Annotated in this window: 18 protein-coding genes and 1 pseudogene; 15 read left to right on the top strand and 4 right to left on the bottom strand. The window is 70.0% G+C overall.

Annotated features, from left to right (window positions below; genetic code table 11):
* The first annotated feature begins 3 nt into the window (after positions 1 to 3).
* The 4 genes from EDD90_RS52095 to EDD90_RS52080 are packed head-to-tail and all read left to right on the top strand — an operon-like array spanning position 4 to position 4,578.
* The gene (locus EDD90_RS52095) at positions 4 to 936 is read left to right on the top strand and encodes a carbohydrate ABC transporter permease (protein WP_123980399.1); all 933 of its coding nucleotides are present in this window, start codon (positions 4 to 6) and stop codon (positions 934 to 936) included.
* On the top strand, positions 936 to 1,754 hold the full coding sequence (locus EDD90_RS52090; protein WP_123980397.1) for a carbohydrate ABC transporter permease: 819 nt from the start codon (positions 936 to 938) through the stop codon (positions 1,752 to 1,754). The genes EDD90_RS52095 and EDD90_RS52090 overlap by 1 nt, the downstream gene beginning before the upstream one ends.
* An 8-nt stretch (positions 1,755 to 1,762) precedes the next feature.
* Entirely contained in the window at positions 1,763 to 4,120 is a 2,358-nt protein-coding gene (locus tag EDD90_RS52085) for a beta-glucosidase (protein WP_123980395.1), read from the top strand.
* Entirely contained in the window at positions 4,111 to 4,578 is a 468-nt protein-coding gene (locus tag EDD90_RS52080; RefSeq protein ID WP_221305169.1) for an acetylxylan esterase, read from the top strand. The genes EDD90_RS52085 and EDD90_RS52080 overlap by 10 nt, the downstream gene beginning before the upstream one ends.
* Here the strand turns inward: EDD90_RS52080 and EDD90_RS52075 are convergent.
* Positions 4,573 to 4,703: pseudogene (locus EDD90_RS52075) on the bottom strand (IS5/IS1182 family transposase); the annotation flags it as partial. The gene EDD90_RS52080 and the pseudogene EDD90_RS52075 overlap by 6 nt on opposite strands.
* A gap of 87 nt (positions 4,704 to 4,790) precedes the next feature.
* Here EDD90_RS52075 and EDD90_RS52070 point away from each other — a divergent pair.
* Positions 4,791 to 6,326 (top strand): glycoside hydrolase family 43 protein, encoded by a 1,536-nt coding sequence (locus EDD90_RS52070; RefSeq protein ID WP_123980391.1) that lies wholly within the window; start codon positions 4,791 to 4,793, stop codon positions 6,324 to 6,326.
* Positions 6,327 to 6,634: 308 nt separating this feature from the next.
* Here the strand turns inward: EDD90_RS52070 and EDD90_RS52065 are convergent, their stop codons facing one another.
* Complete coding sequence (locus EDD90_RS52065; protein ID WP_123980389.1) at positions 6,635 to 7,849, bottom strand: RNA-guided endonuclease TnpB family protein; 1,215 nt, start codon at positions 7,847 to 7,849, stop codon at positions 6,635 to 6,637.
* Between the two features lie 50 nt (positions 7,850 to 7,899).
* Here EDD90_RS52065 and tnpA point away from each other — a divergent pair, with 50 nt between their 5' ends.
* From tnpA to EDD90_RS52015, 10 genes are all read left to right on the top strand, one after another.
* Positions 7,900 to 8,328: an IS200/IS605 family transposase gene (tnpA, locus tag EDD90_RS52060; RefSeq protein ID WP_123980166.1), complete on the top strand. Its 429-nt coding sequence runs from the start codon at positions 7,900 to 7,902 to the stop codon at positions 8,326 to 8,328.
* Positions 8,329 to 8,637: 309 nt separating this feature from the next.
* On the top strand, positions 8,638 to 9,936 hold the full coding sequence (locus tag EDD90_RS52055; RefSeq protein ID WP_123980387.1) for an extracellular solute-binding protein: 1,299 nt from the start codon (positions 8,638 to 8,640) through the stop codon (positions 9,934 to 9,936).
* Positions 9,933 to 10,805 (top strand): carbohydrate ABC transporter permease, encoded by an 873-nt coding sequence (locus EDD90_RS52050; protein WP_123980385.1) that lies wholly within the window; start codon positions 9,933 to 9,935, stop codon positions 10,803 to 10,805. Before EDD90_RS52055 ends, EDD90_RS52050 begins: the two co-directional genes overlap by 4 nt.
* Positions 10,802 to 11,686: a carbohydrate ABC transporter permease gene (locus tag EDD90_RS52045; protein WP_123980384.1), complete on the top strand. Its 885-nt coding sequence runs from the start codon at positions 10,802 to 10,804 to the stop codon at positions 11,684 to 11,686. Before EDD90_RS52050 ends, EDD90_RS52045 begins: the two co-directional genes overlap by 4 nt.
* Positions 11,683 to 13,035: a carboxylesterase family protein gene (locus tag EDD90_RS52040; protein ID WP_123980382.1), complete on the top strand. Its 1,353-nt coding sequence runs from the start codon at positions 11,683 to 11,685 to the stop codon at positions 13,033 to 13,035. The genes EDD90_RS52045 and EDD90_RS52040 overlap by 4 nt, the downstream gene beginning before the upstream one ends.
* Positions 13,036 to 13,043: 8 nt before the next feature.
* A complete protein-coding gene (locus EDD90_RS52035; protein WP_185149691.1) occupies positions 13,044 to 14,174 on the top strand; it encodes an ROK family protein in 1,131 nt (376 codons plus the stop codon).
* Positions 14,175 to 14,211: 37 nt separating this feature from the next.
* Positions 14,212 to 15,765 carry a GMC oxidoreductase gene (locus EDD90_RS52030; protein ID WP_260328627.1) on the top strand — a complete coding sequence of 518 codons (1,554 nt, stop codon included), beginning with the start codon at positions 14,212 to 14,214 and terminating at the stop codon, positions 15,763 to 15,765.
* Between the two features lie 2 nt (positions 15,766 to 15,767).
* Entirely contained in the window at positions 15,768 to 16,376 is a 609-nt protein-coding gene (locus tag EDD90_RS52025; RefSeq protein ID WP_123980378.1) for a nucleoside deaminase, read from the top strand.
* Positions 16,373 to 17,308 (top strand): sugar phosphate isomerase/epimerase, encoded by a 936-nt coding sequence (locus tag EDD90_RS52020; RefSeq protein WP_123980376.1) that lies wholly within the window; start codon positions 16,373 to 16,375, stop codon positions 17,306 to 17,308. The genes EDD90_RS52025 and EDD90_RS52020 overlap by 4 nt, the downstream gene beginning before the upstream one ends.
* Positions 17,309 to 17,929: 621 nt before the next feature.
* Positions 17,930 to 18,796, top strand: a complete 867-nt coding sequence (locus tag EDD90_RS52015; protein WP_123980375.1) for an alpha/beta fold hydrolase — start codon at positions 17,930 to 17,932, stop codon at positions 18,794 to 18,796.
* 67 nt (positions 18,797 to 18,863) lie between these two features.
* On the opposite strand, the gene EDD90_RS52010 is transcribed toward EDD90_RS52015, so the two are convergent.
* Both EDD90_RS52010 and EDD90_RS52005 read right to left on the bottom strand, forming a co-directional pair.
* A complete protein-coding gene (locus EDD90_RS52010; protein ID WP_123980373.1) occupies positions 18,864 to 20,129 on the bottom strand; it encodes an SGNH/GDSL hydrolase family protein in 1,266 nt (421 codons plus the stop codon).
* Between the two features lie 71 nt (positions 20,130 to 20,200).
* On the bottom strand, positions 20,201 to 22,603 hold the full coding sequence (locus EDD90_RS52005) for a hypothetical protein (protein WP_123980371.1): 2,403 nt from the start codon (positions 22,601 to 22,603) through the stop codon (positions 20,201 to 20,203).
* Between the last annotated feature and the right edge of the window lie 36 nt (positions 22,604 to 22,639).

Genomic DNA, 22,639 nt, shown 5'->3' with positions numbered 1-22,639 from the left:
CCGATGAGCTCCCTTTCTCTCGCAGCCGTGTCCGGCCGCCGCCTCAAGGCGCGCCGGGCCGGCGTCGGGGTGACCCGCCCGGGCTTCGTCTGGGCGGTACCCGCGACTGTCTTCTTCCTGTTGTTCGCGATCCTCCCGCTGGTGCTGGTCGCGGTGCTGTCCTTCACCAGCTGGGACGGCATCACCTCGCCGCACTTCAACGGCCTGGCGAACTGGACCAAGCTGATCCACGACCCGGTGATGACCCAGAGCGTCTGGCTCACCCTCGTGCTCACCGTGCTCGGGGTCGTGACGCAGACGCCCATCAGCATCCTGCTGGGCGTCTGGGCGGCCGGACCCCAGCGCAACCGGGCAGTGCTGTCCGCGATCTTCTTCGTCCCCCTGCTGCTCTCGGCGACCGCGGTCTCGGTGGTATGGCGCGCCCTGCTCGACCCCAACTTCGGCATCCCGGGCCAGCTTCCCTGGCTGTTCGGCAACGGCAACCTGCTCGGCAGCCAGGCCGGTTCGATCGCGGTGCTGACCTTCGTCGGAATGTGGCAGTTCACCCCCCTGCACGCGCTGCTCTACCAGGGCGGCGCCCGCGCGATTCCGCAGGTGCTCTACCAGGCCGCGGCGATCGACGGGGCCGGCACCGTGCGGCAGTTCTTCCACATCACCCTGCCGCAACTGCGCAACACCATGATCACCTCGATGATCCTCATGGTCGTCGGCGGGCTGACCACCTTCGACACGGTGCTGATCCTCACCCAGGGCGGCCCCGGCACGGACACCACGGTCAGCGCCTACTACATGTACGAGCAGGGCTTCAAGGAGTACGACTTCGGCGCCGGCTCGGCCATCGCGCTGGTCCTGGTCGTGGTCGCCACCCTCATCTCCCTGGCCGTGGTCCGGCTCTCCGGCTACGACAAGATGCGCAGCACGGCGGAGGGGATCTGATGCGGCAGCGCCCCAACTACCTTGCCGGACTGGGCTCCCTGATATGGCTCGCTCTGATCGGCCTGCCGCTCTACGTGCTGCTGATCGCGACCCTGCGCACCACCTCCAACTACTCCACACAGGGCCCGCTGAGCTTTCCGTCGCAGCTGACCCTGAGCAACTACTTCAACGCGTTCTCCAACGGCTTCGGCCAGGACTTCCTCAACACCCTGATCGTCACCGTCAGCGTCGTCGGCATCGTGCTGGTGGTGGTGCCGCCGCTCGCCTACGCCATCGTGCGCGCCCAGGGCCGGACCATCACCGTCGTGTTCCGGGTCTTCCTGCTGGGACTCGCGGTCCCCGCGCAGGCGGTGATCGTGCCCATGTTCTACGTGATCAGCCAGGCCGGACTCTATGACCACCTGATCGGCGTCATCCTGCCCACCGCCGCGTTCTCGCTGCCGGTGTGCACCCTGGTGCTGACCGGGGCGATGCGCGACATCACCCCCGACCTGTACGAAGCCATGGCGATGGACGGAGCTTCCCCGTGGCGGGTCTTCAGGCAACTCGTCCTGCCGCTGTCGAAGGGCGGACTCTCCTCCATCGTCGTCTTCTCGGCCCTCCAGGCCTGGAACGGCTTCCTCTTCCCGCTGATCCTCACCCAGTCGGACTCGACCAAGGTGATCACCCTCGGTCTGTACAACTTCCAGACCGAACACGGCGTCGACGTCCCCGGACTGCTCAGCGCCGTGGTGCTGTCCATGCTCCCCATCTTCATCGTCTACCTGTTCGCCCGCCGCGCCCTGGTCCAGGGGCTCATGGGGGTCGGAGGAAAGTGACCGGCAACATGAACCCCGTGGAGCTCGCCACCCCTGTGTGGCGGGACGTCTCGCTCGACCCCGCGACCAGGGCCGACGCACTGATCGCGGCGATGACCCTGCGGGAGAAGACAGCGCAGCTGGTCGGCGTCTGGGTGGGCGCCTCCGACGAGGGCGGCGAGGTCGCCCCGCACCAGCACGAGATGGAGGAGCCGCCGGACCTGGACGAGCTGCTGCCGAACGGTCTGGGCCAGCTGACCCGGCCCTTCGGCACCGTTCCCGTGGACGCCGCCGTCGGTGCGCTCTCGCTGGCGCGCTCCCAGCAGCGCATCGTCGCCGCCAACCGCTTCGGCATACCCGCGATCGCCCACGAGGAGTGCCTGGCCGGGTTCGCGGCCTGGGGGGCGACCGCCTACCCGGTCCCACTGTCCTGGGGAGCGACCTTCAACCCCGAGCTGGTGCGCACCATGGCCACCGCCATCGGGACCGACATGCGCGCCGTCGGCGTCCACCAGGGTCTCGCCCCCGTGCTCGACGTGGTGCGCGACGCCCGCTGGGGCCGCGTCGAGGAGGCCATCGGCGAGGACCCGTACCTGGTCGGCACCATCGCCACCGCCTACGTGCAGGGCCTGGAGTCCGCCGGGATCGTCGCCACGCTCAAGCACTTCGCCGGCTACTCCGCCTCGCGGGCCGGCCGCAACCTCGCACCGGTCTCTATGGGCGCCCGCGAGCGCGCCGACGTCATCCTTCCCCCGTTCGAGATGGCGCTGCGCGAGGGCCGACCGCGCTCGGTCATGCACGCCTACACCGACACCGACGGCATCCCCTCGGCCGCCGACCAGGAACTGCTCACCGGTCTGCTCCGGGACACCTGGGGCTTCGACGGGACGGTGGTGGCGGACTACTTCGGCATCGCCTTCCTCAAGCTCCTGCACGGCGTCGCCGGAAGCTGGGACGAGGCCGCCGGGCTTGCCCTCGCCAGTGGCGTCGACGTCGAGCTGCCGACCGTCAAGACATTCGGGCAGCCGCTGCTCGACGCGGTCGAGGCCGGCACCGTCCCTGAGGAGCTGATCGATCGCGCCCTGCGCCGGATCCTCGTCCAGAAGGCACAGCTCGGCCTGCTCGACCCCGACTGGAACCCGGTTCCGAAGGCGCTCTCCGGAGCGGAACTGGCCGTTCCCGAGGCGCTGCGCGGCAGCGTCGACCTGGACCCCCCGGCCAACCGGGAGTTGGCGCGCGAACTGGCGGAGCAGGCCGTCGTGCTGCTGCGCAATGACGGCACACTGCCGCTCGGCCGCCCCCGCCGGATCGCGCTGATCGGCCCCAACGCCGACACCCCGACGGCCGTGCTGGGCTGCTACTCCTTCCCCGTGCACGTCGGCTCGCAACACCCCGAGGTCCCGACCGGCATCGCGCTGCCCACGCTGCGCGAGACCTTGGCGGCCGAGTTCCCCGACGCCGAGATCTTCTCCGCGCCCGGTGCGACGGTCGACGGCGACAGCACGGCCGGCTTCGCCGAGGCGGTCGCGGCGGCCCGCGTCGCCGATGTCGTGGTGCTCGCTCTCGGGGACCGCGCCGGCCTGTTCGGCCGCGGGACCAGCGGCGAGGGATGCGACGCCGAATCGATGCAACTGCCCGGCATGCAGCAGCAGTTGCTCGACGCCCTGCTGGATGCCGACACGCCCGTGGTGCTCGTCATGCTGGCGGGCCGCCCTTACACACTGGGTCGCGCCGACACGGAGGCGGCGGCGATCGTGCAGTCCTTCTTTCCTGGGGAGGCGGGCACCGAAGCGATCGCCGGCGTGCTGAGCGGGCGGGTGAACCCCTCCGGACGGTTGCCCGTGAGTGTGCCGCGGCACAAGGGTGTTCAGCCCTCCACCTACCTGGCCGCCCGACTGGCCCAGGACAGCGACGTGTCCAGCACCAGCACCAGCGCGGCCTACGGGTTCGGGCACGGGCTCGGCTACACGGAATTCGAGTGGTCCGCGCTCGACGTCAGCGTCGCGGAGACCGGCACCGACGGCAGCTTCCGGATCGCCTTTGAGGTCCGCAACACCGGCGAACGCTCCGGCTGCGAGGTGGTGCAGTTCTACCTGCACGACCCGGTGGCCTCCGTGGTCCAGCCGACGCAGCGCCTCGTCGGCTACCGGCGCCTCCCGCTCGAAACCGGGGAAGTCTGCCGGGTCCTCCTGGAACTTCCCGCGGACCTGGCCTCCTTCACCGGCCGCGCGGGCCGCCGCATCGTCGAACCCGGCGAGCTGGAACTGCGGATCTCCGCCAGCAGCACCGACCACCGCATCACGGTCCCGCTGCGCCTGACCGGCCAGGTCCGGGAGGTCGACCACACCCGCAGGCTGCACCCCGTCGTCACCGTCGAGTGCCGCTGACGCAACGAGAGCCGCGCGTGTACACCGACCTGCCCGAGGAGGTCCGCTCGTACGGCGGCGAGGTCCGCCTGACGCCGGTCAGCACCGGGCTGAGCACCGTGGACACCTTCGACGTCACCTTCCCGGGCTTCGGCGGGGAGCCGGTCAAGGCGTGGCTGCGCCTGCCGGGCACGGCGACCGGCCCGCTTCCGGCCGTCGTACAGTACGTCCGTCATGGCGGCGGACGGGGGCATGTGCAGGAGAACCTGCTCTGGGCGTCCGCCAGGTACGCCCACCTCCAGGTGGACACGCGCGGGCCGAGCTCGGGCTGGAGCCGGGGCGCGACCCCCGACTCCGGCCCGACCGGGCCGGAGGTCTCCGGCGTGATGACCCGGCGGCACCGCACTCGCCGTCGCCGCCCTGGTCCCCGACCTGGCGCCACGACTCCTACGCCGAACTGCCGGACGGGCGACGGGTGAGTCGCTGCGCACCGGACCCGCCCCCTCCTGCCGCACCCGGTGATCAGCTTTCCGAACTGACGTGGACTCAACCCGGTGAACAGGGCTGTCCACGAGCGGTTCAACGGCGTGATCCAACCAGCCACGACACGGTCATCTCACCCGTAACCAGCAGTTACGGCACCCCTGGGACTCGCTCCACGGCACCCGGCTGCCCGAAAGGAACACATTCTGTGCATACATACGACAACCCTGTGATCAGCGGTTTCCACCCCGATCCGAGCGTGTGCCGGGTCGGTGACGACTACTACCTGGTGTGCTCCAGCTTCGAATACTTCCCCGGGCTGCCGATCTTCCACAGCAAGGACCTCGTGCACTGGGAGCAGATCGGCAACGTGCTCGACCGGCCCGACCAACTGCCGCTGCCTCTCCCCGGCGCCAAGGCGTCCGGGGGCCTCTACGCCCCCACGATCCGGCACCACGACGGCCGTTACTGGGTCATCAACACCAATATCGACGGTGGCGGCAACTTCGTCGTCTCGGCCGAGCGGCCCGAGGGGCCGTGGAGCGACCCGGTGTGGATCGACCTGCACGGGATCGACCCCGATCTGGCGTGGGAGGAGGACGGCACCTGCTGGTGCGCGTTCTCCGGGCCCGAAGGCGGCATCAACATGGCCAGGATCGACCCGGTCAAGGGGGAGGTGCTGGAGGGGCCCTTTGCCACGTGGTCGGGCAGCGGCCTCAAGTATCCCGAGGCGCCCCACCTCTACCGCATCGGCGACTGGTGGTACCTGCTGATCGCGGAAGGCGGCACCGAACGCGGCCACAGCGTGTCCATCGCCCGCGGCCGCTCGCCGCGCGGCCCCTGGGAAGGCGCACCCGCCAACCCCCTGCTGTCCCACAGCGGTACCGCCCGCTCCATCCAGAACACCGGCCACGCCGACCTGGTGGAGGCTCCCGACGGCAGTTGGTGGATGGTGCTGCTCGGCGTCCGGCCCCGCGGCTTCACGCCCGACGTGCACGTGCTCGGCCGCGAGACGTTCCTGACCCCCGCGGAGTGGGACGAGGACGGCTGGCCCGTCGTCGCGCCCGTTCCCGAGAGCCACGCGGCCCCGGGCGGCGCCTGGCACCCCGTTCCGGCCCTGCCCGCCCGCGACGACTTCGACAAGTCCGCTCTCGCTCCCCAGTGGGTCTCGCCGTTCACCCGTCCGGAGGGCTCCTGGTCGCTCACCGAGCGCCCTGGCTGGCTGGCCCTCAACGCCACCGGCGCCACCCTCGACCGCCCCGGGTACACCTTCGTCGGCCGCCGCCAGCAACACCACGACTGCCGCGTCACCGCAGCGATCGACCCGGGTCCGGGACGCGGCGGCCTCTGCGTGCGCCTGGACGAAGCCCACCACTACGAACTGGAGGTCGGGAACGGAGAGGCCAGCGTCGTCGCCCGAATCGGGCCGCTGCGCCAGACCGTGGCCAGCCGACCGGTCCCGCCCGGGCCGCTGACCCTCACCGTCGCGATCCGGACGAACGACCTTGTGCCCGCGTCGCCCGAACTCACCGATGGCGGAACCACCGGCCCTGACACCGTCGCCTTCTGGGTCGGCGATCCCGACGCCTCGGACGCCCAGCCACTCGTCGAACTGGACGGGCGCTACCTGTCCACCGAGGTCGCCTGCGGCTTCACCGGCCGCGTTATCGGCATGTACGCCACCGAGGGCACGGTCGCCTTCGACTGGTTCGAGTACGCCCCGGCCTCGGCGCCCTCCGCTTGACGCCTGGCGTTCGGCCGCGTGCGACACCTGCGTCCGTGCGGGCGCCGGACGCGGCATGCCACGAGACCGCCCCGTCAAAGGGAGTGGCCGACGAAGTCGACCTGGACGCGCCAGTGGCGGCGAGCACATGGTCGACGAAGGACGAGAGCTGCTGGGCGCCCTCAGCGATGTCACAGGTTACCGGGACTCGTGCAGAAAGCCTCGGCGTTCACGACTCCGTTGGGAAAGTCGTGACTGCGAGCGGGCCTGTGTCGTTCGTCTTGCTGAGGGCTGTGACTCCTCCCCCGGCTGAAGCCGGGGGCTTCTCGTTACGCCGGGTTGGCGTCGCGACGGACCAGCCCGGCCCGTAGAACATTGATGGCTCCCACTGTGTCGGCATGGGCGGTGTGGCCGCACGAGACGCAGTGGAACTTTTCCTGTGCGGGCCGGTTCTCCTTCGCGGTGTGCCCGCATTCGGGGCAGGTGCGGGAGGTGTTGCGGGGGTCCACGGCGATCACTTCCCGTCCGGCGCTTTCAGCCTTGGCGTACAGGATCGTCAGGAACACCCCCCAACCGGCATCGTTGATAGAACGGTTGAGCCCGGCTTTCGCCGCGGCCCCGTTGGGCAGGAACAAGCCTGCCTGGTCGGGGTCGGGCTTCGGTGCGGGGGCCCTGCTCATGTTGCGGATCTTGAGGTCCTCGTGCGCGATGACATCGTGTGCGCGGACCAGGCCGAGCGCGGTCTTGTGCGCGTGGTCGAGGCGCTGGCGGCGCACCTTGCCGTGCAGCTGGGCAACCTTCTCCACCGCCCGCTGGTGGTTGGCGGTGCGGTCCTTCGCCCTGCGGCGCGGGAACCGGGACCGGGCCTGCTGCGCCGCCTCAAGCTTCTCGGCCGCACGGCGGCCGTGGCGCGGGCTGGGCACGAAATCACCGTTCGAATCGGCCAGGAAGTTCGCGATGCCCAGGTCGATGCCGACCACGGAGCTGGTCGCGGGCAGCGGTTCGGGCTGGTCCTGCTCAGCGGTCAGCACGACGAACCACTTACGGCCCTCGCGCTTGACCGACACGGTCTTGATGTGGCCGGCCACCGGGCGGTGCTGGTTGACCCTGACGTGGCCCACGCCCTGGAGGCGGACGCGGGTGACGGGGTCGTGCGGGGTGGAGTTCCACCGGCAGCCGTCCCCGTCCTTGGGGAAGTCCACCGTGTCGAACCAGCTCACGCTACGAAAGCGCGGATAGCCGGGCGTCTCACCGGACGTGACCCGCCGGAAGAACGCGGCGAACGCCTTGTCGAGACGGCGTAAGGTGGCCTGCTGCGAGCTGAAGGACCAGCGGCCCTGACGCTCCGGGTCGAACGCCCGGATCTCCTTGAGCTGCGTGGACTGCATCCCGTACCTGACGGTGGTCTGCGAGACGTGCCGCCAGGCATCGCGGCGTTCCTGCAACGCCCCGTTGTAGAGGGAACAGTGATCCCGCAGCATCTCGCCAAGCGCCTGCTCCTGGCGGACGGTGGGCCGCATGAGGAACTTGTACGCACGGATCACCCAGCCCACCCCCTCCGGTCAAGTCCTCTCGATCCAAATACACTTGGCGCATGTCACCACGATGGGAACCAGATCCCGACATCAGACGGGGAAACCACGTCATCCACAACCTCCACGCCCACTTGGTGTTCGTCACCAAATATCGGCGTGAGATCTTCAACGACGACATGCTGACGCGCTGCGAGGAGATCATGCGGGACGTGTGCGAGAGCTTCGGCGCGGAGCTGCGGGAGTTCAACGGCGAAGGCGATCACGTCCACCTGCTCGTGCACTACCCCCCGAAAATCGCCCTGTCCAAGCTCGTCAACTCCCTCAAGGGCGTCAGCTCCCGCTACCTGCGCGCCGAATACACCGGGCGGATCAACCGCATCGGCATGGGCTCGGTGTTCTGGGCACCCTCGTACTTCGTGGGGTCATGCGGCGGCGCTCCCCTGAGCATCGTCAAGGACTACATCGAGAGCCAGAAGCGGCCTACCTGACCGCCACCCCGAGACGCAGAGATCTCCGGCGCTTCGCACCTCCGGGCCGAGGATCGCATTCCCGCCAGGCCCGAAGACCGGGACTCCCTACGAAGATCAAGGGATGGCTCCTACTCGATCCGGGCCGGCGCCGCGCCAAACGCGCGGTGGCGGGCTCCCCGACGGGGCGCCCCTGCCGAGCACCCTGCCGATTTCGCTACAAGTTCCGAAATTATTCGTGATGGCTCGGCCACGCCCGTGCAACACGGCGTTCGTAGCTTCGCAGTCAGCGATAACGCTGCTTTCCCGCGAAATCCAGGAGCCCCCGAAATGTCCCTCCCCTCCAGACGCGGTGCCCTGAAACTGACCGCCGGCCTGGCGCTGCTCGGCGCCGGTACCCTCACCGGCTGCGGCCGTGGCGACGCGACCACGGCCGCGAAGTCCTCCGCCACTCCCATCGACGACTCTCCGGCCACCGGCACCCTGAGCGTTTGGGCCGCCCAGGGGGACGCGGACGTCCTGGACAAGGTGATCAAGCCGTTCAAGGCCGCGAACCCGAAGCTCACGGTGAAGTTCACGCTGATCCCGAACGCCGAGTACTACACGAAGCTCCAGTCGGCGATCGCCGCGGGCAAGGGACCGGACGTCGCCCAGTTCTTCCCGGAGTCGCAGGCGCAGTTCCTCGACCCGTCGATCCTGCGGGCCGTGCCGGACGATCTGGTCGACCCCAAGTCCTTCTTCAGCAGTCTGTGGGACGCCGGTGTGGTCAAGGACGTCGCCTACACGGTCCCCTGGTACGCGTACACCTACGCGCTCGTCTACCGCTCCGACCTGGCCAAGAAGGCGGGCGTCACGGCGCCGACGACCTGGGCGGGGATGGTGCCCTTCCTCAAGGCGCTCCAAGGTGCCGGGGCGGCACACGGGCTGGGGGCGGACATCGGCTGGGACATCTTCAACGGCCAGGACGTCGCCATGTACGCCTGGCAGGCGGGCGGCTCGCTGCTCTCCGGCGGGAAGTGGACGCTCGACACCCCCGCCATGGCCGACGCCCTCAAGTACAACGCGTCGTTCTTCACGTCCAAGGTCGCCGACACCAGCGGACCGACCTTCCTGGACGCACAGCCGTACTTCGTCTCCGGCAGGACCGCCATGATGATCACCGGCCCGTGGGTCGTCGGACAGCTCGACACCGCGGCGAAGAAGACCGGCTGGACGGCGGACCATGTCGCCACCGCGCCGCTGCCGGCGGGCTCGTCGGGCAGCGTGTCCTTCTCCGCGGGCGGCACCTGGGGCGTGCTCGCCGACGGCGGCAACGCCGACGCGTCGTGGAAGTTCGTCCGGCATCTCGCTAAGCCCAGCACCCAGGTCGCACAGTACAAGGCGTACAGCTCGCTGCCGGCCGTCGTCTCCGCCTGGGACGATGCGGCGATCAAGGGACAGCCGCTGCTCGACGCCTTCCTGACCCAGCTGAAGAACACCCGGGCGTTCCCGCAGGTGTCCACCTGGCAGCAGGTCGCCACCCGGCTGGGCAAGGAGATGGAAGCCGTGGCCAAGGGCACCGAGAGCCCGGCGAAGGCGGCGGCGAACGTGCAGGCGTACGCCGAGAGTCTCGGCACGGGAGCGCAGTGAGGACCCGCCGGACGGCCGTCGCCTGGCTGTTCCTCGCCCCGTTCACACTGGTCTTCCTGCTCTACACGGCCGTGCCCACCGTCGCCGCGCTCGGCTTCAGCCTCACCGACCTGCGCGGCTCTGATCTGCGGCATCCGCTCGCGGTGGACTTCACCGGTCTGGAGAACTACGTCCGGCTGTTCCAGGACGACAGCTTCGTGAAGGACATCGGCAACACCGGGGTGTTCGTGGCCGTCGGTGTACCCCTCACCATGGCGGTCGGGTTCGCGCTGGCCCTGGCGCTGAACTCCGGCATCCGGCGGCTGCGCGGCACCTTCCGCACGGTCTTCTTCGCGCCGGTCGTCACCAACGTCGTCGCGGTCGCCCTGATCTGGCGCTACGCCTTCAACGAGAACGGCACCGTGAACAGCGTCCTGTCCGCCGTCGGCCTGGCCGGTCCGAACTGGCTGGACGACACTCATCTGGCCATGCCCGTGGTCATCGCGCTCGGCGTCTGGCGCAACTTCGGTACCGCGATGGTGCTGTTCCTCGCCGGACTCCAGGCGATCCCGGGAGACGTCTACGAGGCTGCCGCCCTCGACGGAGCGGGCCGGTGGCGGCAGTTGCGGCACATCACCCTGCCCATGCTGATGCCCACCACCCTGATGGTGTCGGTCCTGCTGACCGTCTTCTACCTGCAAGTCTTCGACGAGCCGTACTTGCTCACCGACGGCGGCCCGCTCGGCTCGACCGAGTCGGTGGCGCTGTACACCTACCACCAGTTCGGCTCGGGCCAGCTCGGCATGTCGTCGGCCGCGTCCTTCGTGATGCTCGTCCTGGTGGCCCTGGTGAGTGTCGTCCAGTTCCGACTGCTGAGGCCCCGCTCATGACCGCCGTAGCCGTGTACCAGAACACCGAAACCTCCGCCGCCGACCATGCCGTCGTACGCCGACGGTCCTTCGCCCAGCCGCTCCTGTACGGCGCGCTGGTGCTGTGCGCGCTGCTCACGCTGCTGCCGTTCGTCTGGGTGCTCGGCGGCTCGTTGCGCAGCCTCGACGAGATCCGCTCCGACCCCGGCGCCTGGCTTCCGCACCATGTCACCCTCGACAACTTCGTCCGGCTGTTCCGCACCCAGGGCTTCGGCCGGTTCCTGGTGAACAGCGTCGTCGTGGCGATCATGGTGGTCGTCGGGAACGTCGTGGCCGCGTCGGCCGCCGGATACGCGCTCGCCAAGCTGGAGTTCGCTGGGAAGCGGCTCGCGTTCGGCGCGGTCATGGGGGCGATGATGGTGCCGTTCACGACCGTCTTCGTCACCCAGTTCGTGATCACGGTCGACATGGGCCTCGCGGACACCCTCACCGGTATCGCCCTGCCTGCGCTCGCCCTGCCGTTGTCGGTGTTCATCATGCGCCAGTACGCGCTGTCCATCCCCGACGAACTACTGGAAGCCGCCCGGATCGACGGCGCGGGCGAGTTCCGGATCTTCTTCCGGATCTTCCTGCCGCTGGCCGGCCCCGCGGTCGCGACGATCACGATCATGTCGTTCCTCACCTCGTGGAACAACTTCATCTGGCCGCTCATCGTCGCCCAGAGCATGTCCACCTACACCCTCCCGGTGGGTCTCGCCGCCACCAGCCAGGCCGCCGCGCACGTCACCGACTACGGTCTGATGCTCGCCGGCGCGATCGTGGTGATGCTGCCGGTGCTGGTGCTCTTCCTGTGCCTCCAGCGGTACTTCGTGCAGGGCATCGCGGGAACGGGGATGCGGTGATCACGACGGACACGGTGCGGGCCCCGGCGGGCACGGTCGTCGGGCGCCGAGAGGGCCGGATACGGCGTTTCCTCGGCATCCCGTACGCCGAAGCGCCCATTGACGCCCGGCGGTTCGCTGCGCCGGTCCCACGTCGTCGGTTCACCGAGCCGTACGACGCCTCCCGGCACGGCGCGACCGCGCAGGCGGTGCCGCTGTCGGCGACGACCACGATCCCGGAGCCGTCCATACCAGGCGACACCGTCCTCAACCTGAGCGTCGTCGCCCCGGCCGACGCCGAGCACTGCCCGGTCCTGGTGTGGATCCACGGCGGCGGCTTCCTCGCGGGGAGTCCGGCGAGCCCCTGGTACGACGGGCGCTCCTTCGCCCGCGACGGGGTCGTCACCGTGACGGTCGGCTACCGGCTGGGCGTGGACGGATTCGCGCCCCTGGACGGCGTACCGGCCAATCTCGGGCTCCGCGACACGCTGCTCGCTCTCGACTGGGTACGCGAGAACATCACGGCGTTCGGCGGTGATCCCCACCGGGTCACCCTCGCCGGGCAGTCGGCCGGAGGCGCCGTGGTGCTGGCACTCCTGTCCTCACCGGCCGCCCGGGGCCGCTTCCAGCAGGCGGTGAGCATCTCCGGCGGCCTCTTCGAGGTGGCACGGGACACCGCCCACGGCTTCCTGGAACGACTCGGGGACCGGCTCGGCGTACCGCCGACACGGGAGGGATTCAGCAGCGTCAGCGTGGCCCAACTGCAGAAGGGTGTAGGAGATTTGAGAGGCGAAGAGGTGCTGGTGCTCGGACCGGTCACGGGCGATGACATTCTCCCGGTATCCTTCGCCGAAGGACTCGCCGAGCACGGGCTGGACGTGCCGCTGCTGCTCGGGGCGACCGGCGACGAGTTCGACGGCGGTGTGGAAGCGGACGCGGCAGCGGACGTCGCAGCACGGTTCGCCCGCGCGGCCGGCACCCGGATCACCGACACCCTCTTCCGCGCCGCCTGCCCGCGCATCGCACGCCTCCGCAGGAAGGCCATCGCCGGCACCTGGCTGTACTCCTTCGAGTGGCCCTCCCCCACCACCGGTGGCGCCACGCACTGCGTCGACATCCCGTTCTTCTACGACGTACTCGACGCACCGGGCGTCCGGGCGGCCCTCGGCCCGCGTCCACCCCAGAAGCTGGCCGCGCGGATGCACGCGGATCTCATCGGGTTCGTACACGGACGGCGGCCGTCCTGGGCGCCGGCGACCGGCGAGCTGGGAGATACGGCACGCGAGTACGGCCGTCCCGGCGCCGCGCCCACCGCCGACGTCACGGGCGGGTACGACCCCGTGGTCCCGGCGGCGGCGGAGGCGTGCTGATGGCGGGGATGAACCAGAGCGCGGTGCGCCGGGTCAACACCTCGGTGATCCTGAGGGCGTTGGCGGTGTCGGCCGGGCCGACGACGCTCACCTCTCTCTCCGAGCGGACGACGCTGTCGCGGCGCACCATAGAGCTGATTCTGGACTCCCTCCTGACAGCCGGCTGGGTGGCCGAACTCGACCGGGTACCCGCCCGGGGCTGCGCAGGCCGGCCCGCCCGGCGCTATGAACTGCGGGCCGAGCACGCCCTGCTGGCGGCCGTGCAGATCACCACGGAGAACGTGTCCGCGGTCGTCGCCGACGTGCGCGGTCGCATCGTCGGGCGCGCCCACCGACCGCTGCGCTCCTACCCGGACCCGCAGTCCTCGCTCGACGACGCGGCGACGCTGGTCCGGGAAGCGCTGGAGGACGCGGGCGGTTCGCCGGAGCGGCTGCGCGCCGGTGCGCTCGCGAGCGGCGGCGCGATCGACGACGACGGAGTGGTGCGGCGGCTCGTCCACACGACCCGGTGGGAGGGCGTGGATCTGCCCGCGGAACTCGCACGGCGGATTCGGGTGCCCTGGTTCGCGGACAACGACACCAACCTGGGCGCCTTGGGGGAGCGTTGGCGCGGCGTGGCCGGTGACCACGACAACGTCGTCTGGGCGATGCTCGGCAACCGGGCCGGCCTGGGCATCCTGATCCGGGGAGCGGTCCACCGGGGCCTCGACGGCGCGGCCGGCGAGATCATCGAGGCGGTGCCGATGCGGACGGACTCGGTCGAGAACCGGCCGGTCGCCTGGCTCACCTCACCGGAGCCGGACCGCCGTGCCGTCGCGCTGGAGCGCGTCGAGGCCGCCCGGGCGGGCGAGGCGAGCGCGCTCGCCGAGGTCGACGAATTCGTGGCCCACATCGCCACGATCCTCACCACCCTGTCCTGGACGGTCGCCCCCTCCCTGATCGTGCTGGGCGGCGGCCTGGAGGACGCGGCCGACGTACTGCTGCCCCGGGTGCGCGAGGCGTTGCGCGCCGCCCGGACCCCCGCGGTCGAGCTGCGGTCCACCGCCTTGGGCCGCGACGCCGCCCTGGTCGGTGCCGTCAAGCTGGCACTCGACCGCATGGACACCGAGTTGTTCGGACCGCTCGTACCGAGCCTCTGATCCGCTACCTCATCTCATCGATCCTTTGGAGTCTTCTGTGCCCCGCACCCCCCACGCCCATGTCCTGATCGTGGGCAGCGGCATCATGGGCGCCGTCGTGGCCCGACTGCTGCGCGAGTCCGATCCGGCGCTGCGGGTCACGATGGTCGAAGCCGGCACCGCGATCGGCGACACACCCGGCAAACACCTGCACGACCTCGACGACCCCGCCCTGTGGGCCCGGTACAACGAACAGGTCGCGACCGGCATCCAGGGCATGTACACGGGAGCCGAGGTGGTACGCGAGGTGCCCGGCGACCTCACCTCCCTACCGCCCGGCATGTATCACGCACTGGCCTTCGGGGAGGCCGCCGAGGCGATGCCCCAGTCGGCGCTCGCCTGGAACGCGGGCGGCATGGGAGTGCACTGGACGGCCGCGACACCCTGGCCGACCGGGCACGAGGTGTTCGACTTCGGCGACCCGGCCGCCTGGGCGACGGACCTCGACACCGCCCGCCGGCTCCTCGCGGTCGCACCCGCCGCGATCGGTCCGACCGAGGTCGGACACCTGGTCCTCGACGTACTGCGCCGCCGCTACGACGGCATCGGACCGGCCGACCGGCGTCCGCAGCCGATGCCCATGGCCGTCACGCCGACGACCGCCGGCCCCATGCCGCGCACCGCCCCGGCAACGATCTTCCCGCCGCTCGCGAGGAGCACGGACCCGGCCTTCACCCTGGTCACCGGCACACTCGTCACCAGGCTGCGGGTGGCGCACGGCCGGGTCGCGGGAGCCCGGCTGCGCCGGGTCACCGACGGTTTCGAGTCGGACCTGGACGCGGACGCCGTGGTGGTGTGCGCCGACGCGCTGCGCACACCGCAACTGCTCTTCGCCTCGGGCATCCGGCCGGACGCGCTGGGCCGCCGGCTCAACGAGCACGCCTTCGTCACCGCCCGCGCACTGCTCGACCTCGACCGGTTCGGTATCGGCCTCGACGCACTGCCGCTGCCACGCCCCGGCGAGTTCAGCACGGACTCCCTGTGGCTGCCGCAGAACGGCGCCGAGCAGCCGTTCCACGGCCAGATCATGAACCGCACGTACCTGGACGAGGCGGGCCACCCGCTCGCGCACTCGGTCGGCATCTCGCTGTACGTCCCGGTCGAGTCGCGGCCGGAGAACCGGCTGGTGTTCTCGGAGTCGGACACGGATCTCACCGGGATGCCCCGGATCGGCGTCGAGTTCAACCACTCCGCCGCCGACCTGACGCTGATCCGCCGGGCCCAGGACGAAGTCCGGTCGCTGGCCGAGGAGTTCGGCTCCTTCGACCCCGCGACCGAGAGCGCCCTGCTGCCACCCGGCTCGTCACTGCACCTGACGGGCACCGTCCGCTCCGGCCCCGCCGACGACGGGACCAGCGTGTGCGACCCGGACGGCAGGGTGTGGGGCCACGACAACCTGTACCTCGCCGGCAACGGCGTGATCCCCACGGCGATGGCCGCGAACGTCACCCTGACGGGCGCGATCACCGCCGTCCGGGCCGCCCGCGGCGTCACCGCACACACCGCTCGCCGACGGAAGTCCACGCTCACCACCCCCCGACAGAAGGTCTGAACATGATCGAAATCTCCAGGGAGTTCCGTGTCGCGCTGCCCGCGTGGATCGACGACGAGCTGGCCGACGTGCCTGCCGCCGTCCCCGACCGGGCGGACCGGATGCGGCTCGTGCACCGGCTGGCCGACCGCAACTGGCGCGAGGGCAACGGCGGTCCGTTCGCGGCGCTCGTCGCCGAGCGGGACACCGGCCGGATCGTCTCCGTGGGCGTGAACGTCGTCCTCGCCTCCGGTGTCTCCAGCGCCCATGCCGAGGTCGTGGCCCTCGGTCTCGCGCAGACGGCGACCGGCGGCTGGGACCTCGGCGGCCAGGGCCTCCCGTCCCACGAACTCGTCGTCAACTGGCGTCCGTGCGTGCAGTGTTACGGCGCCACCCTGTGGTCCGGCGTGCGCGGCCTCGTGGTCGCCGGACAGGGCCCTGAACTGGAGGAGATCACCACCTTCGACGAAGGCCCGCTCGGCGCGGACTGGGCCGAGCAGTTCGAAAGCCGCGGCATCAAGGTCGAGCAGGACGTGCTCCGCGACGAGGCACTGATCGTGTTCCGCGCCTACCGGGAAGCCGTCGACGCGGACGAGGTCGCCGTCTACAACGCCCGAGGGGGCTCCGAGTGACACCGCGCTTCGCCACCGACATCATCACCTTCTACCACCCGGACTTCTGGGGCCTCGACTCCGCCGACGCCGTGCGCGACCGGGCCCTCGCCCACCCCGTGGCCTTCTGGGAGCGGGTGATGGAGGCGATGGCCGAATCCGGCGTCACCGGCATCGAGCTGACCTTCGCGCCCGGTGACATCGGCTCGGTGCTGCGCGCGTTCGGCAGCGCGTCGGCGTTCCGGCGTGAGCTGGCCGACCGCGGACTGTCGGTGGTCAGCGCCTTCGTCGCCGACAGCGACGCCCCGGACTGGCGGGACGACGGCGGCCTCCCGGCGATCGTCGCCGACGCGGAGCGCCGCGCGGCCTTCCTCGCGGAGGCCGGAGCCGATCTCCTGGTGGCCGGTCTGCCCATGCGGCAGACGTTCGGAGCCCGCCCGCCCTTCTTCGTCGACGCCGACTACATGAAGCGGATGGCCGACGTCGCCCACGCCGTCGGCGAGGCCGTCACCCGGCACGGCGTGAAACTCGCCCTCCACACCGAGTCCAACAGCACCCTCTGGTACGAGCGGGACATCGACCTGTTCATGGCCCTCACCGACCCGCAGTACGTCTGGCTGTGCCCCGACTCCTGCCACATCGCCCTCGGCGGGGGTGACCCGGTGGCCGTCGCCCGCCGCCACGCCCCGCGCATCGCGCTGGCCCACTGGAAGGACGCGGTCGGACCGATCGACACCCACCTCATCATCGACGAGACCGTGTACGCCCAGCAGCAGCCGTACATGACGGAACTGGGCACGGGCATCGTGGACTGGCCCGGGTGGGCGGAGGCCATGTCCCGCACGCCCGGCGCCGACACGGTCCTCATAGAGCTCGACGAGGCGCCCGATCCGGTCGCGGCACTCCGGACGGGAACAGCCGTGGCGCGGGCATCACTCGGTAACTGTTTCTGATCCTCGGTTCTGAGCCACTTCGGATCTTGGAAACCGTTGCCCACCCACCACTGGGCATTCCGCAGCGACCTCTAACGGCGGGATCCGCTTGTTTTCCCACGGCCGCCCGGTCTGATCATTTGGAGCGACAGCCGCTCGCGTCACAGGTGAGCCCGCCCGCGCGTCCCGGTCGGGCTCACCGGCGAAGGTCCGGGCCCTTGACCGAGAACTCGCGGCTTGCGTGAAGCCGTGGTCAAGCATTCCAGGGCCACATCACGTTCCCTGTGACCTCGGCATTTCGAGCCTACGCCCGGCCCGGCTGGCCACTCCCGCTTCCGGCGGTCGGCGCGCCACCGGACGACCGCAGACGCGGCCCGCCCGTGGCGGTCCTGCAGGGCATCGTCGGCCGCTCCACGCTGGCGAACCTCCCGCGCCCCTGAGTCCCTCGGCGTGGTTCAGTCGCGTTGTCCTTCCTGATGGGCAGGGGCTAGCGTGGGAATGGACGTCATATGCCGTGGGGCCGGGACGCCACGCAGGGGAAACCAGCTTCGAGCTCCGCGACGGCCGCCCTTGGCCGAACGCCTTTGCACCGGCACGTGGGTGGATCTGACACATTTCATCGCCGGAGTGCAGGAGGTTGATGTGCTTCCCACGCGACACAAGTCAGCGACCATCAAAGGGCAGAAGGTCTTCTACCGAGAAGCAGGCCCAAGCGACGCGCCGGTCGTGCTGCTGCTCCACGGATTCCCGAGCAGCTCACACATGTTCCGCCATCTCGTCCCCGCACTGGCCGATGACTATCACGTGATCGCCACCGACCATGTCGGGTTCGGCCATTCGGCCATGCCCAAGGTGGACGAGTTCGATTACACCTTCGACAACCTGGCAGGTGTCACTGCCGGGCTGCTGGAAAACCTGGGCATTCGGCGCTTCGCCATCTACGTCCACGACTACGGGGCGCCGATCGGCTGGCGCCTGGCGCTCAGCCCTTCCTTCGACGTCAGCGCGATCATCTCGCAGAGCGGGAACGCGTACATGGAGGGTTTCACCAAGCCTTTCTGGGACGATCTGTTCGCGTACGCCACCGAACCCAGCCGGGACACAGAGCCAGGTGCCCGGGCCAAGTTCAGTCCCAGTACCACGCGCTGGCAGTACGAGAACGGCGCGTCCGACACCAGTCTCGTCAGCCCCGACACCTGGATGTTCGACCAGCTCCTGCTGGAACGGCCCGGAAACGACGAGGTCCAGCTCGCCCTGTTCCGCGACTACCCCACGAACATCGAGGGCTACCCGAAGCTGCAGGAGTACTTCCGTACCAGTCAGGTGCCGCTGCTCGCGGTCTGGGGCGAGCGGGACGAGATCTTCGGGCCGGACGGCGCGCGAGCGTTCTCGCGCGACCTGCCCGAGGCCGAGGTCCACCTGCTTCCCGCCGGCCACTTCGCCCTCGAGACACACCTGGACGCCATCAGCGGGTACATCCACGGATTCCTCGGCCGCGTCCTCACATAGGCGAGCCGGGCCGCCGCTCCCCCGTTCTCGGCGATGTCGGGAACGGATCACCGCCGCGAGGCATCTCTCACGTCAGCTGGGAGAGGTCGACCGCGTTCGCCAGTGCCTGCATGCCGGCCTCGTTGGGGTGGATGTGGTCGCCGGAGTCGTAGGCCGGGTTGAGGGCGGCGGGGTCGGCCGGGTCGGCGACGGCCTTGTCGAAGTCGACCACGCCGTCGAAGGCCCCGCTGGTGCGGATCCACCGGTTGGCCGCCTGGCGGATCGCCTCCGCGGAGTCGGAGTAGTAGCCGTTGCCCTTGTCGGACAGCATGGTGCCGCCGATGATCCGGACCCCTGCGGCGTGCGCCTGCCGGATCAGGTCACGGTAGCCGTCGATCAGGTCCTGCGTGGTCAGTGGGGCGCCGCCGGGACCGCTGTTGTTGCCGATGTCGTTGATTCCCTGCAGGAGGATCACGTCCCGTACTCCTGGCTGGCCGAGCGCGTCATGGGCGAAGCGCTTCTTCGCACTGACGCCCTGCCAGATGTTGGGGACGTCCGTCAGGACGCGGTTGCCGCCTATGCCCGCGTCGACGACGGCCATCGGGCGGGTATCGGCCAACCGCCGGGCCAGGTCGTCGGGCCAGCGGTGGTAGGCCCCTGCAGGGGTGTTGTAGCCGTCGGTTATCGAGTCGCCGAAGGCCACCACGGTTCCGCGGGCACGCGTCGGGACGACGTCGATCCCGGACAGGTAGTACCAGGAGGTCCTCGCCGCGACGAAGGACGCGTCGGACGCCTCGGCGGTGTGGTCGCCCGGCCCCGACAGGTAGCTGGTGTCGAAGGCGTCGGAGTGCCACGTGGCAGAACTGGTCGCATGGGGCAGGTAGATGCTGACCAGGACGCTCTGGTCGGCCTTGACGTGCATCGACACCGGGTCGCTGACCACTTCCCCGCCGGTGGGGACGGTCACGGACCTCCGGTGGTCGAAGGTGACCGGGAGCAGCGACCGTGCCACGGCGGTCGCCCGGCCGGCCTGCGCGCCGACGGTGACGTGTGCCACCGTCAGCGGGATGGTGCCGCGCAGGTTGGACAGGTGGATGCGCAGTGCGCCGCCGTCGACGGTGGAGTGCGCGACCATCCGGATGGTCTGGTCGTTGAAGTTCGGACCGCCGGCCGTCATGCTCGGCGACCAGGCCGCGACCCGGCCCTGCGGTACCTGGGCGTGCGACGCGGTGGAGTCGGCTGCCGGGGAGGCCGCCGTTCGGCCTACGGCGAGGTGCGCGCCGGTGAGCAGCGCGACGACCGTGGCGGGTGCCGTCAGCACGGCGAGCAGCTTACGTCTGGGTGCGGAAAGCATGGGGTGTTTCCTTTCTCCCGGCGCACGGCCGGCCCCGATGGCGATGAGTTGCCTGTGATCGCGGTCCGCGGTCAGTTCAGGATGAAGCCGTCCACCAGGAGGTAGTCGCCGCCGGCCTTGGTGAGAGTCAGGGTGTGGGTGCCGACGGGCAGGTTCGAGACCGTGTACACGCTCTGCTGGGCGTGCCGTTGCGGGGTGTCGGCGCTGACAGTCTTCTGGGGGGCGCCGTCGAGCGAGACGGCGATGTCGCCTTCGTCGGAGTTCGTCTCGGTGAGGAAGCTGATCCCGGTGCCGGTGAACGTGATCGTCGCGGCGGCGCCGTCGTGCTGGGCGTAGTGCACGCCGTCGTCGAGGTCGCCGTAGCCGCGGGAACCGCTGGAGGACCAGCTGCCGGTGTAGGAGATCCGCAGGTCGTCGTCATCGACGGTCCTGCCGGTGAGGGTGCCGGGGCCCGCGGCCTTGATGATGGCCTGGGCCGCCGGCGGCCAGTTCCCGTCGGTCACCACGGTGGCCTGCTGGAACGTGATGTCGGTGCCGTTGTTGTTGCAGGAGGCGGTGTCGCTGTAGTTGTCGTGGATCGTGTCGTCGTGGATGCTCGGCGTCCACAGGTTCGTCCAGAGCGACCCGTTGGCGAAGCGCACGACGTTGTCGTGGGTGTTCCACAGCGAGCTGCCCTCGTCGTGGTAGATCATGTTGCAGCCGTCGATGCACTCCGAGAGCACGTTGCCGGCGAGTTCCGAGGGTGAGGACTGGCCGCCGAGGGTGTAGATCGGACCGCCGTCGAAGAGCGCGCCCATGACGCTGTGCACGTGGTTGCCGAGGATCTTGTTGCCGCCGGCGTACGTGGTGCCGTGCAGGCAGGGGTCGGGCAGACCTTGCTTGGCCTGCAGTGTGCAGTTCGACGCCCATCCCCAGCCCCAGCCGACGGACATGCCGGAGTACGGGGTGTAGCCGATGTCGTTGTGGGAGACGGTCGTCGCCCTGGTGTGGCCGACCCAGACGCCGACCGCGTCCTGGTACTCCTGGCCGGGGAACTGCACGATGTTACCGGAAACGGTGTTGCCGCTCGTCATGAGGGCAGGGTCGGTCTGGTAGTAGTCGTCCACCTCGCCGACCGAGATGCCGGTGCCGGAGGTGTCGGTGACGGCGCTGTCCTCGACCGTGGAGTTCTGTGTCTGGTCGGCGAGGTCGATGCCGCTGGTGCCGGTGTGCTGGAGCACGTCGCCGGAAAAGGAGATCCGCGTGCCCCGGTGCACCTGGACCGCCGCGGGGATGCGGATGGGTGTGCGTGTGGCGGGGTCCCAGATCACTCCGGCCTGGTTGTCCACGTAGCCCTCGGCGGACGGTGCGTTCCATGTGGTGTAGGCGAAGGTGAGTCCGGAGAGGACGAGGTCGTGCACGGGTGCCACGACGTCGGGGATCACGGTGAACCCGTCGACGAGCAGGTAGGTGCCGCCGGTCTTGACCAGACGCAGGGTGTGCTTGCCCTTGGGCAGTCCGGTGACGGAGACCATGGCTTGCTGGGCGAGGCGCTCCGGGCCGTTTCCGGAGACCGTCGAGACCTTCTTGCCGTCGATGTACACGTCCGCGGTGCCCTCGTCGGAGTTGGTCTCGGACAGCACCTGGATCCCGGTGCCGGTGAAGGTGTAGGAGACCGCGTCACCGTCGTTGGAGGTGTAGTGCACGTCCGCGTTCAGGTCGCCGAGGTGCCGGCCGTCGGAGTATCCCCAGGTGCCGGTGTAGTCCGCCCGCCAGTCGGTGTCGTTGACGGGGGCCAGGTGTCCCGGAGTGCCCGAGGCGTCGACGAGTTCGGGCGCCACCGGCAGCTCGACGTCCGCCGTGGCCAGGTTCTCGCCCGCGCGCGGCACGTAGTAGAGATACCCGGCGGCCTCGTCGAGATAGAACTGGCCCGGTGTGCCGAGGAGTTGGTAGGCGTTCTCCAGCCAGCTGACGCCGTCCATCGTCGGCAGTCCGGCGCCGTTGAAGGGGAAGCTCGGGTTGGGCACCGCGTTGTGGTTGTTGTTCCAGCAGCCGGGATCGACGGTGAGGTCCGAACCGCCTGACGCGGAACGGGTGATGGACGCCAGCGGGCAGCGCATCTGCTTCCAGCCGCTGTTGCGGACGACCTCGACCTGGGCGGGGTTCGTCCACGTGGTGTACGAGGCGTCGGCGGTGGTGAAGCCGGTGGCGGTCACGGAGAAGCCCGCCGGGTCACGCGGCCCGCGGGCCCGGTCGGCGCGTGTTCCGTTGACGAACAGCTCCCGGCCGGCGGTGCCTGCGGGCACCCGGGCCCGGTAGATGTTCTTCGCGGCGTCGACCCGCACGAAGCCGGTGATCCGGGTCGCGCCGCTGAGCACCGGCGTCTGCCCCGCGGCCGCCCGGTACACCACCGGGTGGCCGGGCCGGCCGGAGTCCTGGACGCCGAGCCGGAAGGGAGCGGTGAGCCGGTAGGTCCCGCCTTCCAGTTCGACCACGACGTCGCCGGCGGCGTGCGGGACGAGAGATCTCGC

It is taken from the genome of Streptomyces sp. Ag109_O5-1 (assembly GCF_003814875.1).
Taxonomy (GTDB): domain Bacteria; phylum Actinomycetota; class Actinomycetes; order Streptomycetales; family Streptomycetaceae; genus Streptomyces; species Streptomyces sasae.
This window is presented reverse-complemented; position numbering and strand designations above follow the sequence as displayed.